13 protein-coding genes are annotated in these 14,966 nt (G+C 46.7%); 9 read left to right on the top strand and 4 right to left on the bottom strand.

The window, feature by feature from the left end:
• From deoC to WBA89_RS26445, 4 genes are all read left to right on the top strand, one after another.
• A partial coding sequence (gene deoC / locus WBA89_RS26460; protein WP_424410632.1) for a deoxyribose-phosphate aldolase occupies window positions 1-574 on the top strand: 574 nt, incomplete at its 5' end.
• A gap of 498 nt (window positions 575-1,072) precedes the next feature.
• Window positions 1,073-1,948, top strand: a complete 876-nt coding sequence (gene recO / locus WBA89_RS26455; RefSeq protein ID WP_424410631.1) for a DNA repair protein RecO — start codon at window positions 1,073-1,075, stop codon at window positions 1,946-1,948.
• Window positions 1,949-2,161: 213 nt separating this feature from the next.
• A complete protein-coding gene (locus tag WBA89_RS26450; RefSeq protein WP_424410629.1) occupies window positions 2,162-3,727 on the top strand; it encodes an MFS transporter in 1,566 nt (521 codons plus the stop codon).
• A gap of 27 nt (window positions 3,728-3,754) precedes the next feature.
• Window positions 3,755-4,981: a glycosyltransferase family 4 protein gene (locus tag WBA89_RS26445; protein WP_424410628.1), complete on the top strand. Its 1,227-nt coding sequence runs from the start codon at window positions 3,755-3,757 to the stop codon at window positions 4,979-4,981.
• Between the two features lie 229 nt (window positions 4,982-5,210).
• Here WBA89_RS26445 and WBA89_RS26440 read toward each other — a convergent pair whose 3' ends face one another.
• Together WBA89_RS26440 and WBA89_RS26435 are read right to left on the bottom strand one after the other, a co-directional pair.
• Window positions 5,211-6,890, bottom strand: coding sequence for a bifunctional lysylphosphatidylglycerol flippase/synthetase MprF (locus tag WBA89_RS26440; protein ID WP_424410627.1), 1,680 nt, complete (start codon window positions 6,888-6,890; stop codon window positions 5,211-5,213).
• 11 nt (window positions 6,891-6,901) lie between these two features.
• Complete coding sequence (locus WBA89_RS26435; protein ID WP_424410626.1) at window positions 6,902-7,822, bottom strand: alpha/beta hydrolase; 921 nt, start codon at window positions 7,820-7,822, stop codon at window positions 6,902-6,904.
• A gap of 396 nt (window positions 7,823-8,218) precedes the next feature.
• Here WBA89_RS26435 and WBA89_RS26430 point away from each other — a divergent pair, with 396 nt between their 5' ends.
• The gene (locus tag WBA89_RS26430; RefSeq protein ID WP_424410634.1) at window positions 8,219-8,647 is read left to right on the top strand and encodes an NUDIX domain-containing protein; all 429 of its coding nucleotides are present in this window, start codon (window positions 8,219-8,221) and stop codon (window positions 8,645-8,647) included.
• Between the two features lie 122 nt (window positions 8,648-8,769).
• Window positions 8,770-9,681 (top strand): NAD(P)H-dependent glycerol-3-phosphate dehydrogenase, encoded by a 912-nt coding sequence (locus WBA89_RS26425; RefSeq protein ID WP_424410625.1) that lies wholly within the window; start codon window positions 8,770-8,772, stop codon window positions 9,679-9,681.
• Between the two features lie 101 nt (window positions 9,682-9,782).
• Here WBA89_RS26425 and WBA89_RS26420 read toward each other — a convergent pair whose 3' ends face one another.
• A complete protein-coding gene (locus WBA89_RS26420; RefSeq protein WP_424410624.1) occupies window positions 9,783-10,088 on the bottom strand; it encodes a small RNA NsiR4-regulated ssr1528 family protein in 306 nt (101 codons plus the stop codon).
• A gap of 803 nt (window positions 10,089-10,891) precedes the next feature.
• Between WBA89_RS26420 and WBA89_RS26415 the strand changes: the two genes are divergently transcribed.
• The 3 genes from WBA89_RS26415 to phnE all read left to right on the top strand — a co-directional run bounded on the left by WBA89_RS26415 (window position 10,892) and on the right by phnE (window position 13,977).
• Window positions 10,892-11,866: a phosphate/phosphite/phosphonate ABC transporter substrate-binding protein gene (locus WBA89_RS26415; RefSeq protein ID WP_424410622.1), complete on the top strand. Its 975-nt coding sequence runs from the start codon at window positions 10,892-10,894 to the stop codon at window positions 11,864-11,866.
• A gap of 497 nt (window positions 11,867-12,363) precedes the next feature.
• Window positions 12,364-13,104 carry a phosphonate ABC transporter ATP-binding protein gene (locus WBA89_RS26410; RefSeq protein ID WP_424410620.1) on the top strand — a complete coding sequence of 247 codons (741 nt, stop codon included), beginning with the start codon at window positions 12,364-12,366 and terminating at the stop codon, window positions 13,102-13,104.
• Between the two features lie 78 nt (window positions 13,105-13,182).
• Window positions 13,183-13,977: a phosphonate ABC transporter, permease protein PhnE gene (gene phnE, locus WBA89_RS26405; RefSeq protein WP_424410619.1), complete on the top strand. Its 795-nt coding sequence runs from the start codon at window positions 13,183-13,185 to the stop codon at window positions 13,975-13,977.
• A gap of 223 nt (window positions 13,978-14,200) precedes the next feature.
• On the opposite strand, the gene WBA89_RS26400 is transcribed toward phnE, so the two are convergent.
• On the bottom strand, window positions 14,201-14,966 hold a 766-nt coding region (locus WBA89_RS26400), incomplete at its 5' end, for a calcium-binding protein (protein WP_424410618.1).

Below are 14,966 nucleotides of genomic sequence, written 5' to 3'. Positions count from 1 at the left end.
AGAGAGATTTGGGTTTGCGACAGTGTGCGTGTATCCCGCCTACGTCCGACAAGCAGTTCAATTGCTGCACGGCAAAAAGCCCAAAGTCTGCACTGTTATCGGTTTTCCCACTGGTGCTTCGACTTCAACGGTAAAACTTTACGAAGCTCTAGAAGCCGCCGACAATGGAGCCGTAGAGTTAGATGTCTCTGTTAACTTAGGATTGTTGAAAGCTGGCAGAATCGACGAATTCCATCAGGAATTAGCCCGAATTTGCGAAGAAACAAATCTTACCATCAAAGCAATTATCGAAAGTTCGCTGCTTTCCGATCCCGAAAAACAATTAGCTGCTGAAATTTGTATGGAAGCTGGTGTTGCTTATATAAAAACCAACACTGGCTTTTTTGGCGCGGCGACAGTTGACGATGTGCGACTGCTGAACGAAGTTACGAAGGGAAGGATTGGGATTAAAGCGGCTGGGGGAATTCGGACTCACGAACAAGCTCTAGATTTGGTAGTAGCTGGTGCTACTCGTTTGGGGACTTCTCGCGGCCCGGAATTACTCCGCCAGCGCGATAATTTATTTAGTAGTTAGTAGTTATTAGTTAGTAGTTATTAGTTAGTAGTTATTAGTTATTAGTTATTAGTTATTAGTTATTAGTTATTAGTTAGTAGTTAGTAGTTAGTAGTTATTAGTTAGTAGTTAGTAGTTATTAGTTAGTAGTTATTAGTTAGTAGTTATTAGTTAGTAGTTAGTAGTCAGTAGTTAACTGGTTCCCAGGCTCTGCCTGGGAACCCATATCACTCTTGCTCTGCCTCGCCACAGGATTAAAAGCTGACTCAAGTCCGCACTACAAACCTATCTTACTGCGGTTAGCTGGTTAAGAGGCTCTGCGACAGGAACCCATATAAGCGAGGAAGAGCCTCGGCTGAGAAAAGGAGGCAGAGCCTCCGGATCTGCGTTACCAGGCAGAGCCTGTTAACGAGTATAAATTGGTACGCAGTGGACACCCTACAAATAAAAGTTCTGTGTCGCCGACTGTTTTTGCTACTGTTGTAAATCTCCAATCTCCAATCTCAAATATCAAATCGAGTGACTCGAACTTACAAAGCAACTGGTATCAATCTTAAGAGTGCGCCCATCGGCGAATCCGATCGCCTGCTGACTGTTTTAACGCGGGAATTCGGCTTAATTCGAGCTGTAGCGCCCGGTGTTCGCAAACAGCGATCGAGCATTGGCGGTAGAAGCGAGTTATTTGTCGTCAACGAATTGTTGATTGCCAAAGGCCGATCGCTCGACAAAATTACCCAAGCGTCCACCGTCGAATCCTATCCGGGTTTGAGCCGCAACTTGGGGAAACTCTCCGCCGCGCAATATCTGGCCGAATTGGCGATCGCCAGCGCCCTTTCCGACGAACCCCAAGAAGAACTATTTTGGTTGCTGGGCGAACATTTGAGCCGTTTGGAGCGTTTGTCCGATCGCACAGAAATCCAATCCGCCGCCGTCCTCGTCGCCCACCTCGCCCAGGGCATTTTTCATTTGCTAGCGCTCGCGGGTCTCGCGCCCCAAGTCCAAGTCTGCTGCGCCACCAGACAACCGATCGCCCCCAATTTCAGCGATCCGAACTGGCAAACCGGCTTTAGTATACCCTCTGGGGGAACCTTTAGCTTGCCAGAATTAGCTAACTTAGAAGCTGAACTATCCTCTGAAATTGGCAGATCCTACAGAGTCGCTTCCCGTTCCCGGCCAACGAGCGACAGCAAACACTTGACAAATTTCCAAATAAATGCTAAGGAATTAGCAGCGCTGCAACAGTTGGGTAGTGCAGAACTAGAAGAGGGGATTGCCGATCGCGCAGCTTGGGTATCTGTCGAAAATATTTTGCGACAGTATGCCCAGTATCATTTAGGTTGCACGATTCGATCGGGAAGCTCGATCGACGCTTACTTAGAGAATTTTGAGTTTTAAATTTTAGGTTAAAGAAGTGAACGGGCGATCGTACAGCACCCAGAGCCGGCGGGATATCCGAACCTGCCGGCAATTTCAGGTAAATTCTCAACCTTCTCCCAACATTAGATAATAGATCAAGTTATAAATTACTAAATTTAGGAGCTAAAAAACTCAATTTGAACTTCACATCCCCAACCCCGAACAATCCCCAGCGAGCCACCCCCCAATCCTATGATGCGACTGTCCGATTCTGATTTGAGAATATCTATTTTAGCTGCGACCAACCACAAGATGGAAGAACGAGAAAATGTTCCCGATTATCAGTCCTCGCCAGTCTCGGCCGATCGACAATGGAACAACGCCCAACACCCAGAAATGGATAAATATCTGACAAATCCAGAAACAGAGGCGAGCAAAAGTAACAGCGAACCTGCCGCCGTCGGGCCGCCAACAGCAGAGCCAGCAGCAGAAATATCCGAAGCAGTTACCGAAACTCCCGAAAAAGACACAGGATTTTTGCCAGTTATCAAAAACCGCAATTTTCTAGCACTGTGGAGCGGACAAATATTCTCCCAACTAGCAGATAAAGTTTATCTCGTACTGACGATCGCCCTCGTAGCCAGCCGGTTTCAAGCGCCAGATCAAAGCATCAGCAGGTGGGTATCAGCAATTATGATCGCCTTTACCATACCCGCAGTGCTGTTCGGTGCCGCCGCAGGCGTGTATGTCGATCGCTGGTCGAAAAAAGCCGTGCTCGTAGCCACAAACCTGCTGCGGGGAGGCTTCGTATTAACATTACCCCTGCTGCTGTGGCTCTCAGACGGTTTTGAAATCGGTCAACTGCCGCTCGGATTCTGCTTGCTGCTGCTAGTAACATTCCTAGTTTCGACCCTAACTCAATTTTTCGCCCCAGCAGAACAGTCAGTGATTCCGCTAATTGTGGAACGCCACCACCTGCTATCGGCAAACTCCCTCTACACCACCACCATGATGGGTTCGGTGATTATCGGCTTTGCCGTCGGGGAACCCTTACTGGCTTTAGCCGACACCATATTCACCAACCTCGGCGGCGGAATCGGCATCGGCAAAGAAATAGTAGTAGGCGGAAGTTACGCCTTCGCCGGAGTGCTGTTGCTGTTGATGAAAACAGGCGAAAAAAACGAAGCCGAACACGAACCGCCCCATCCCCTAGCAGACTTAAAAGACGGCCTGCGCTACATCAACGCTCAACCCAAAGTCCGCAATGCTTTAATTCAACTAATTATTCTATTTTCCATTTTTGCAGCCTTGGCAGTTCTAGCGGTGCGGCTGGCAGAAATGCTGCCCGGTATGAAAGCGTCGCAATTTGGCTTTTTGCTGGCTGCGGTGGGCGTGGGGATGGCTGTTGGGGCAACAACTGTCGGCTATCTCGGCCACAAACTTTCTCATTCCCAACTGAGTTTAATCGGATCGGTTGGCATGGCACTTGCTTTGCTGGGCCTTTCTGCATTTACGCACCATTTGTGGATCTCGGTGCTTTTTATTACCCTGTTGGGTTTATTTGCCTCATTGGTAGGAGTGCCGATGCAGACGACAATTCAATCAGAAACCCCAGAAGAAATGCGGGGAAAAGTCTTCGGGCTGCAAAATAATGCTACTAATATCGCTTTGAGTTTACCATTAGCTTTGGCGGGAGTAGCGGAAACATTTCTGGGTTTGCCTGCTGTGTTTTTGGCTTTGGCTGGATTGGCGATCGCTGGCGGTGTCTTAACCTGGTATATTTTCCGTAGCACTAATAGCAAAGTCGATCGAATCTAAAAAATAACAAACTCTGATTTACTCGAAATGCACATCGCTTGGCTAGGAAAAAAATCACCTTTTTGCGGTAACGTCACTTACTCCAGGGAAGTCACCAACGCACTGTTAGACCGGGGATACCAGGTCAGTTTCCTGCACTTTGCCCAAGAAGCCGGCCCGCTGGACAGGAACAATACGGCGTGGAGCATGGCAAATGGGAAATGGGGAGCTTCCATTGCTCAAACTTCATTTACCAATTCGCTCTCGCCGGCGAGTTGCAACGAAGTTTCTTTACCCTGCCACTACAAATCGCAAATTTATACGATTCCGACTCTCAAATCCCGCACCGTGTTGATGAAATCTTTGCGGAGGCTGAAACCCGATGTTGTTCACGCTTCCCTGACGCTTTCGCCTCTAGATTTTCTGCTGCCGGAAATTTGTCAAGAATTGAATTTGCCTTTGGTGGCGACTTTTCACCCGCCGTTCGATCGCAAATTGCGGAATTTGACATCGGGAACCCAACACCTGATGTATCAACTCTACGCTCCGTTTTTGGCTCACTACGACTCGACGATCGTATTTTCTTACATTCAGCGGGAAATTTTGATGAAGTTGGGAGTACCGCAAGAACGGGTAGCCGTGATTCCCAACGGAGTAGACGCGACGAAGTATTCTCCCGGGCCTTCGGGGTTGAAGTCGGAGTTAAAGGCCGATCGACTTTTTGTCTACCAAGGCCGGATTGCGCCGGAGAAAAATGTCGAGGCTCTGCTGAAGGCTTGGAAAGAGTGCAATTTTGGGCCTGGTAACGTGTTGGCCGTGGTGGGCGACGGGCCCCTCGCCACCTCGCTGCAACTGTCCTACGGCGAAGAGGAGGGCATTGTGTGGCTCGGATTTGTCGCCGAGGAGGAGCGCCGGATCGAAATTCTGCGCGGTGCAGATGTATTTATTTTGCCTTCTTTGGTGGAGGGACTGTCGCTGTCGCTGCTGGAAGCGATGGCCTGCGGTTTAGCTTGTTTGGCAACGGATGCGGGTGCTGACGGCGAAGCCTTGGAGGAAGGGGCGGGGATAGTTTTGAACACTCAGCGGGTGCGGAGTCAGTTGCAAACTTTGCTGCCGCTGTTTTGCGATCATCCTGAGTTTGGAATGCTGCTCGGCCAAAAAGCACGCCAACGGGCGATCGAGCGGTACACTCTCAGTCAAAATATTACTGAGCTAGAAAAGCTGTACTCAGAGGTTTTGCAGAAGCAGTGCGTGCCGCTGCGGGGCTTGGCGTAACTTAGTCATTTGATTGCTCGTTCCCAGGCTCTAGCCTGGGAACGCAGATCCGGAGGCTCTGCCTCCTCCGAGTCCCAAGAGCAGCGAGGCAGAGCCTCTAGATATGGGTTCCCAGGCTAGAGCCTGGGAACCAGTTCAACGAGCAATGAACTTGTTCCCTCTTCTTTTTTCCTTCTTCCCTCTTCTTTTTTCCTTCTTCCTTCTTCCTTCTTCCTTCTTCCTTCTTCCTCTACCCTCCAGGACGCAAATAATCCAAAAGCCTATCGCCCGAATCGGCTCGAATCAAAGCAACCACAACATCCGGCAAACTTCCCAAACTCGGATAAACCAAATAACGCGGTTCCCAGCGCGGCCCAAACTTATCTTTAAAACTGTGCAATCCCTTAAAATTATAAAACTTGCTCAAGTGATCCGAAAGATAAATCAAAACCTTTTCCAACCGCCCAGATTTTTCAGATTCTCCCACACCAGCCAAAGCCGACAAACCCAAATCAAATTCTGCATATCCCAACTCTTGACAGTGCTGCAACATCGAAGCAAACAAACACTCCATTGTGCCGTTTTCTACCTCGGTGCGCCGCCGCATTAAATCAACTCCAACAACATCATTTCCCACCAATATCATATTAGCAAAAGCACTGATTTTACCGTCGGGAGTGTGAATCGCTACGACGCGCGTTTTCTGCAAATATGCCTCATCAAACCAACCCACAGAAAACTGTTTTTCCGCACCCTGAACCATTTGCAGCCACTCGTCGCTAACAGCTTTCATTTGCCGCATCAATTCCGCACTTAAAGGAGGTTCGTAAAATTCGATACGATGTCCTGCTTTTGTCAGTCGGTTAATCGCAGTTCTTAAGTTTTGATTTGCCTTGCCTTTGAGAGTAAAGTTTTTGAGATTTAAAATCGCTTCTTCGCCAATTTGCACTACTCGAAAACCGAGAGTAGAATACATTTCTAAATCGTCGGGCAAAGTTTGATAAAATGCTGGATACCAATCGTTGCGATCGCAAAATTCTTGAAACCCCAGAATTGCTTCTTTGCGGTCTTCAGTCGGCCCGATGGGGTCTCCGAGGGCGATCGCACCTCTACCTTTCGGCACGTAGGCGATCGTACTTTTTCCCGAAGGACTAAAATAATAAGATTTATCCTCAAGCAGCGCCAGTCTCGCTAGGGTTGTCCGCCCGTATTCCGCTACAACTTCTTGAGCTTTATTGCGTTCCGAAATACTTGCCGAATCTCGCAGCAGCACCGGCCGCAGCAGCATCAAAAGTGCGTAACCAAGCGTTACCGCACCGACAGCATAAATCGAATCTGCGAAAAAGTTAGCAAACCGAGTTTTCGGAACCAAACCCGCATTGTCCGCCGTAAAAAACATCGCGAAAGTCTGGTACAAAGCATCGTCCAAATTGAAATTAACTGCTCGTTCGTTAACTTCAAAACGACCGTCCAATATGTAAAAACCAGCAGTCCCGTAAGCGAGGGTAAACAACAAAGCGCCTACCAAAACGCGGATTCCTTGAGCAATTGAAGGGCGATCGGATTGAGCGGTAAATGTCTTCCGCATCACCAACAATTGCAACAGCAGCACCCCAGAAAGCAAACTTTCTTCAATATCTAATCCCTTAATTAAATGAATTACAATAGAAACGTTTAACAGTCCCACAGTCAACAACCAAGCAATCCGCTTGCGCCGCAACAAATTAGCTGCCAAAGTTAGCAGCATAAATCCGATAACTGCTGCAAAAAAATGCCCGCCAGCACGCACAGTAAAAGGAAAAAACGGTTCCAGCCAATTTCGGCGATCGGGTAAACTGGGAGTTACCGCAGATAGCAGGTTAATAATTCCTACCAATCCAGTTAAAAATGATGCCGTCCAGAGTCCAATTTTAGTTTTTTGGGGTAACACAGTTCACCTTTCTACTTTTTCTGTGCGGCCAGTGATATCTTAAACTGTTTTCCAACATAACTCAATGAATCGGCTAAATGCTTGTGCCAATAATTCCAACCGACATCAGGACCAACAATTCCGTGTCCGCCCGGAAATTTGTTAAACTCATTGGCAACACCCAAACGGTTTAACTGTTCGTGAAATTGTTGCGTAGAAGTCAGAAATTCCTTGTCTTCTTCCCCTGCATCCAAATAAGCGCGCAACCGCTGTTTATCTTTAACAGAAAGTTTTTCCACTAAATATTTAGGACTGTTATTTTTGCCGCTTCCATCGGTAAAATAACCGCTGTGGCTGAACAGAATATTAAAATTATTCAAGTAGCGCAAACCAATATTAAAAGCTCCCCAACCCCCCGAAGATTGTCCTCCCATTGCCCAGAATTTGGGGTTTTCCTGCGTTCTGTAGCGAGATTTTACGATTTGAACCAACTCGGAGCCGATCGCAGTTCCCACGCGACCGTTGGGCCCGTCAAAATACTGGGGGTCCCACAAAGGACTCGTACCCCGGTTGTCGTTCCCGTCAGGGGTAATGATAATTGACGGCGGCAATCTTTTGGTTTTATATAAATCGTGAAGTACAGAAGTAACAGCAGCTTTGTCTTGATAAGCGCGCGCGTTTCCGTGCCCGCCGTGCAGCAAAAAAATCACTGGATAGCGCTGTTTGGGATTTTTTGCGTACCCAGGCGGTAAAATTAAGCCGTAGGTGCGCTCTGAATTCATAGCTGCACTTTTATATGTTTTGAGTTCAAAATTTAAGTTGGCATCTACTATTACTTTCGGAGGGTCTAACTGAGGTGCTCCGGCAATAAAAACGTACCAGTATCCAGTCGCACCTAGTATGAGGATTGCACCCGTACCGATACCTAAAACTTTTCCCAGCCACTTAGGCATAATGTTAGTTGACGGTTATTTGTTATTTGTTATTTGTTATTGGTTATTTGTTATTGGTTATTTGTTATTGGTTATTTGTTATTTGTTATTTGTTATTTGTTATTGGTTATTGGTTATTGGTTATTGGTTATTTGTTATTGGTTATTGGTTATTTGTTATTGGTTATTTGTTATTGGTTATTGGTTATTTGTTATTTGTTATTTGTTATTTGTTATTTGTTACATATAAAATCATTAATACCCAATGCCCAATGACCAATGACCAATGCCCGATGCCCGATTCCCGATTCCCGATGCTCTTCGGCCCGATGCCCGATTCCCGATGCCCGATGCCCGATTCCCGATTCCCGATGCCCAATGCCCCATTCCCAATTCCCGATTCCCAACAAAAAACAAAATGACTTATAGAAATCCCGCTCCTACAGTTGATATTATCATTGAATTGGTCGATCGCCCGCACCGCCCGATCGTACTCGTCGAACGTCGCAACATTCCCTACGGCTGGGCAATTCCCGGCGGCTTTGTCGATTGCGGGGAATCGGTAGAAACGGCTGCTAAACGCGAAGCTTTAGAAGAAACCAGCTTGAATGTAGAATTAATCGAGCAGTTTTACGTTTATTCTGACCCCAATCGCGACCCCCGCAAACACACAATCAGCATTGTATTCTTGGCTGCTGCAACGGGGGAACCTCAAGCCGCCGACGATGCTAAAAATTTACAGTTTTTTGAATCTTGGCAGATTCCTGCACAATTGTGTTTCGATCACGATATCATTTTACGAGATTATTGGCGTTACCGCCATTACGGATTGCGTCCGCAGTTGTAGAGTAGGGATTTTTTAACCGCAGATGCACGCGGATTAACGCAGATTGATTGCTATGATTTATCTGTAATTTATCTGTGTTAATCTGCGGTTAATCTGCGGTTAAATTCGTCACACTAAATTTTATGGCAAGCTTGACAATATTAGGCGGGGGTGCATGGGGTTCGGCCCTGGCAAATCTGGGAAGCAAAAAGGGCGATCGCGTTAATTTGTGGTCGCGCAGCAATTCTGTTAGTCTAGAATCAGTGATAACTGGTGCCGATGTTGTGATTTCCGCAGTTTCGATGAAGGGAGTTGGGGAAACAGTCGATCGAGTGCTTGCCTTAAACTTAACTCCGACTACAATTATAGTTACTGTCACCAAAGGTTTAGACCCTGCGACGACGCGCACTCCGTCTCAAATTTGGCAAAATGCCTTTCCTAACAATTCAATAGTCGTAGTTTCTGGCCCCAATCTTTCCGAAGAAATTCAGCAGGGATTGCCGGCTGCAACGGTAGCGGCGAGTTGGGATTTAGCAGCGGCGAAGCAAGTACAAAATATTTACAGTTCCGATATTTTTCGGGTTTATGTGAATGAAGATCCGCTGGGGACTGAGTTAGGTGGAACCCTGAAAAATGTATTTGCGATCGCCGCTGGTGTTTGCGACGGTTTACAATTAGGAACTAATGCTAAATCTGCTCTGCTGACTCGCGCTTTGCCAGAAATGATTCGGGTAGGAGTTCGTTTGGGAGCTCGCGCCGAAACTTTTTACGGTTTGTCTGGTTTGGGAGATTTACTCGCTACTTGCAACAGTCCTTTGTCCCGCAATTATCGAGTTGGTTTTGGATTAGCTAAAGGCAAATCTTTAGAGCAAATTTTGCACGAATTGCAGAGCACTGCTGAGGGAGTTAATACTGCTAATGTGTTGATTGATTTAGCCTCGCGGCGCGAGATTGAAGTCCCGGTTTCCCGTCAAGTTTATCGTTTATTAAATGGTGAAATCACTCCCGAACAAGCAGTTTTGGGGCTGATGGAACGGGATTTGAAACCTGAGTAATATCAAATTTAGATAATTCGGCGGTTGAAACCGCTCCTTGTCAAACAAAGTCCGCCTGCGCGGACTAAGAAATGATTTGCTAAAAATAGGATGAATGCTATTTATTTAGCGCCGTAATAAAAAGCGATTTCTTTCTCTTTCAGCGGTGCAAAGTCGGCCGCAACCAGCATTTTATCGAGTTCTTCTTGTCCGATATGTTTGACACCGATTCGGACAATGCGCGATCGCATTGTATTCGACACGCCACTGCGCTGTCTCCCGGCTTCTAAGCCCATCACTTGCTCGTAAAGGTCTAATTTGGCCTTCGGAATCGGAGTGCCGTCAAAATCGTTTCCAGAGGCGATCGCAACATCGATCGCATCTGCACCGGTGGTAGGTGAAGGCGCTGAGTTGGTTTCTGAAGACATTGTGCTCTCCTATCAAAGTTTGCTGTGGAAGTATTTTATCAGAGAACTCTTGACTTTGCTCAAATTTGTCAATCCTTAATATTTGGGAAATGCCAAATATTTAGCGCCCGCCCCAAAGTCCGCCAGGGCTTTAAACTTTTAGCGGACTTTCGCAATTACGAAATCGCTAACTTTCGGAGTCACAAATTGGCAGACTTAACTACATTAAAAAATCGATCGACCTTTTTGATTGTCCACATTTCCCCCGCTGACAATTTCCCCAATTCTTGCATTTTCTGTCACATAAAAAACATTATTTTGCGAATTTCCGCCTCCACAACAGTTGCGACATTTTCTATACAATGCAGTAGCGAAAAGTCTATTTTCCTAATGACGGCGCGCGCGCCCCCAGCAATTGCATCCGCGCATCCCGACAGAAAACCGCGAAATTTAAACGAACCCTGGGCCCAAAATTCTCGCACTTAAAAAATACTTGACAATTAGTCTGTTTGGCGACACTTCCCCAAGCCTGCACCGGAGTCTTGAAAGCTTTGCCCTGCAAGCGCTTTGCCGCCCTTCCACATCGGGAAAACAGACGAGAAAGGGATTTTTATCACCAAGGTTGGCTGCGATATTTTTTCTGCTTCGGGTGCTAGTGCGGGATTTTACCATACATTGAGTCAGAGTATTATCACTTTTACTGATATAATATATCAAGAATGCTTATCTAATAATTGCAACTTATTATCAAAAGAGCTGTAACATAATGTCAAGATTATTGGTATACATTATCAAGTAGTTGCAGTTGCATAGGAGATAGATTAATGAATGCAAAGTTTAAAGCGCTAGCAAGCGCTAGCGCAGGAGTGTTGCTGTTGGGGGCTTTGACAGCGACTGTCGTGGAAGTCGGGCAAAAGGCGATCGCCCAAACAACGCAGCAGGGCGATCTAGATTTAAGAGCACAAGCTCCGATAAATCGCATTAGAATCGTATTTGCCAACCGCAGAGATGCTACAGACTTGCAAAATAAAGCCAATCAAGTAGCGCAAATACTTTCCAGAGAAATCGGAATGCCCGTCGATGCAGTCATCGGCGACGAAACCGCCGCCGTAGAAGCATTGAGGGCCAACAGAGCAGATGTAGCATTTGTAGCAGGGCGCGCGGCATTAAAAGCAGAACAATTAGCCAAAGCGCGGATGTATTTAGCAGAAGTTCGCAGCGATTATTCCGGCGGAAATACCTACGATTCAGTGTTCGTAGTGCGCCAAGACAGTCCCCTGCGCCCCAAAGGTTCAGCAAAGCAAACCCTCGAACAATTGAAAGGCAAAAAAATGGCTTTCGCCTCTCGAACTTCCGGTTCGGGATTCATTTTTCCAATCTCAGAATTAGTGGGTCAAAGATTAGTTTCAGGGCCGGACAGACTGGACAATTTTTTCGGAAATGTCAGCTATGGTGACGGTTACAGCAGCGCTTTGCAAGCAGTTTTAAGAGGTCAAGCAGATGTCGGAGCTGTCTCGGAATATGCTTTGCTACCGCCTTGGATTACAGCCGAAGAAGGCAAGAGATTGCGAGTTTTGCAACAAGTTCCCGGAGTTCCAGCCCACGGAATTGTGATAGACGATCGCGTTCCTGCACCGATGCGGGAAAGACTGATTAATGCTTTCATGAAAATGAACGAACCAGCAAACAATCAATTGTTTCGCAGTTTGTACAACTCTCAGAGATTAGTTAAAGTCGATCATACGCGCCATTTAGCAACCTTGCGGCAAGCTTTGGTGCGCGCCAAACTCGAACCCTAAAATCAAGGTTCGTAGCGAGAGTAAAGGTTCGCAGTGAGGACGACAGCCTGCAAAAAAAGAAGGACTAAAGTCCTCACTGCGAACCGATTTTATTGTTACCCATCGAGGAGACAGTATAGCCTTTCTGTGCTCTCATATTGGGCATTGGGCATTGGGCATTGGGCATTGGGCATAGGGAATTGGGCATACCTCACTTTTTTGAGAAAGGCTATATATTAATGGCAAAGTCGATCGACAAATAGTTACCAAATTAACACGGTCAATTAAAAATCAATATAAATAGCTAAAATTTTTTCTTCCTTCTTCCTGATGACGTTGGACGGAAAGCTCGGAGGCGACAGCCAAACATGACTAATGACTAATGACTGAGGACTAATGACTAATGACTGAGGACTAATGACTAATGACTGATGACTAATGACTAATGACTAATGACTTCTTCCGACGGAATTACATCCGTTACATCCGTTACATAATCCGTTGCCGAACTTCTTCTTATGACTATCGAATGCAGCCAATTAAAAACAGCTTATTCAAATGCGCTAAACCGCCCGATTTTGAACGGAATAGATTGCAAGATTAAACAGGGCGAATTTGTAGCGCTTCTCGGCTTAAACGGTGCTGGAAAATCTACACTTCTCCGTTCATTTGTCGGGTTAGTCCCCGTCAAAACAGGAGAAATTCGGATTAACGATACAATCATAACTCCGCGCACTCTGAGACAAATTCGGCGCGATATCGGCTTAATTTTTCAAGGTGGCGGGTTAGTAAAACAGTCACCCGCCATCGACAATGTGCTTTGCGGTTGCTTGGGAAGCTTGAATACTTGGGAGACTTTGTGGGGTTTTCCGAAGCAGCAGCGCGATCGAGCATTTGACTTACTAGCAGACTTCGGACTCAAAGACCTAGCATATCAAAAAACCGGACTGCTCAGCGGCGGACAACAACAAAGAGTCGCCATCGCCCGCGCCTTAATCCAATCACCTAAGATTTTACTCGCCGACGAGCCCACCAGCGGATTAGACGTAATCGCCGCCCAACAAGTAATGGAAATCCTCGCCCAACTGCACCAAAAACAAGGAATGACCGTAGTTGTAGTATTGCACGATTTAGGAATGGCCAGCACCTATGCCGATCGGGCGATCGTCCTCGATGCCGGTCAGATAGTTTATGATGGCAAATGCCACAACCTGTCCGACAAACTCAGCCAACTAACACCTCCCAAACTAGCAGTCTAAACTCCTATCTTCTCCCCTCTTCCTTCGCGCCCTTCGCGTCTTCGCGGTTCGTTTAAAAAAAATTAAAAATCAACGCAAATGACCGAAAACAAATCAACTAATCCCTCAAAAAATCCTGGCTGGATTAAAAATATCGGTATAGCAGCAGGCTTAATTTTACTTTACGGTTGGGCGCTGCGGGGATTAGAAATTGACGCAGCAACTTTGGCAAGCAGTTGGCCTTACATGACAGATTTTATCTCGCGCTTGTGGCCGCCGAATCTCGAAATAATTGATGTAGCCATTAAAGCTTTAATCGAAACAGTTCAAATGTCGCTGTGGGGAACAACAATCGGAGCAATCATTTCTGTACCAATTGCTATTTGCAGCGCCCACAACATAGCACCGAAGTGGTTGCGCTGGTTGGCTAATTTATTGCAAAATGCCGTGCGTTCAGTACCTTCAATTGTGCTGGGATTGCTGTTTGTATCGGCGACTGGTTTGGGCGCACCGGCCGGTACTTTAGCGCTGGGAATTTATACGATCGGCTATCTTGCTAAATTTTATCAGGAGGCGATCGAATCTGTGGAAGCGCGATCGGTCGAATCGTTAGAAGTAGTCGGTGCATCTTGGCTGCAAGTGGCGCAATACGGAATTTTCCCGCAGGTATTGCCGCTAGCCCTCGGTTACACGCTGTGGATGTTCGAGTACAACATTCGGGCCGCTTCGGTGTTGGGAGTAGTGGGCGCTGGCGGAATTGGCTTTGAATTAGTCAATTATATCAGGTCTTTTGAATACAACAAGGCTACTACAATGATGTTAGTTTTGTTGGTTGTAGTGACAGTTATAGATGTAATTAGCAGCAAATGGCGGCAGCGGTTGGAAACAAAATAATACCAATTTCATAAAGTTATGCTACTACCGAAAGTTTGACTCCCCCCCTTTATAAGGGGGGGTTGGGGGGGGTAGATATGTAGCGCTATTTTTTGAAATTGGTATAAGGACAGGTTGAGAAACAAAATAAGGACGCAGGAATGCTGTGTCCTTATTTTATTGGGACAAAGCATTGCTTTGTCCCCACACATACCGCCGATATTCAGAACGGAATTCTTGCCCTTTAGAACAAGACCAATTCAGAATTACCAGAAACTCCCAAATCGACATTGACAGTAGCAAACAAACTGTTGCCACCAACCGTAGAACCGTTGCTATCGTAGTACAGCTTAGTAGTATTAGCTACACTATCGAAGAGAGCAATAATCGACGGCGCAGTCAACGTTGACTCGATCGCACTTACAGTAGCAACAGTGCTGCTGTAAGCGTAGAAACTAGAATCCAAAGCCCCCGCTCCAAGCCCGACAAAAGCAGACTGGTCGAGGTTAATTACATCATCAACAATGCTGTAATCGGTAATGATATCCCCGCCGCCAGCAGTAGTTCCGGCGAACACGAACACATCAGCACCAAGCCCGCCGCTGAGAACATTTGTTCCCGCACCGCCGATTAAAGTATCATTCCCTTCGCCGCCCCTGATAGTATCGCTACCCGCGCCGCCAAAGAGACTGTCGCTACCAGCGCCGCCGGAGATGCTGTCATCGCCCGCGCCACCGTCGAAAATATCAGCACCAGAGCCACCGTTCAAAATATCGGAGAACTCAGTACCAGTGACGTTATTACCGCTAGCATCTCCAGTAAACAACACAGGAGTGCTGAAATTGTAACCGCCAGCACCAGAACCGAAGTTGTTAAAGGCGACTGGGAAAGTATTCCCAGCAGCAGTTAAATCAGCAACGCTACCCGACGAGCTAGGAGAAGTTGCAATCGGAGCACTGGCGATCGTCCCTGTAAACACAAAGTCCGCAGTTCCCAAATTGCCAGCAGCA

The organism is Microcoleus sp., assembly GCF_049646505.1.
Classification (GTDB): domain Bacteria; phylum Cyanobacteriota; class Cyanobacteriia; order Cyanobacteriales; family Microcoleaceae; genus Microcoleus.
The sequence above is the reverse complement of the archived record's forward strand: the minus strand, read 5'-3'. Positions and strand labels throughout refer to the sequence as shown.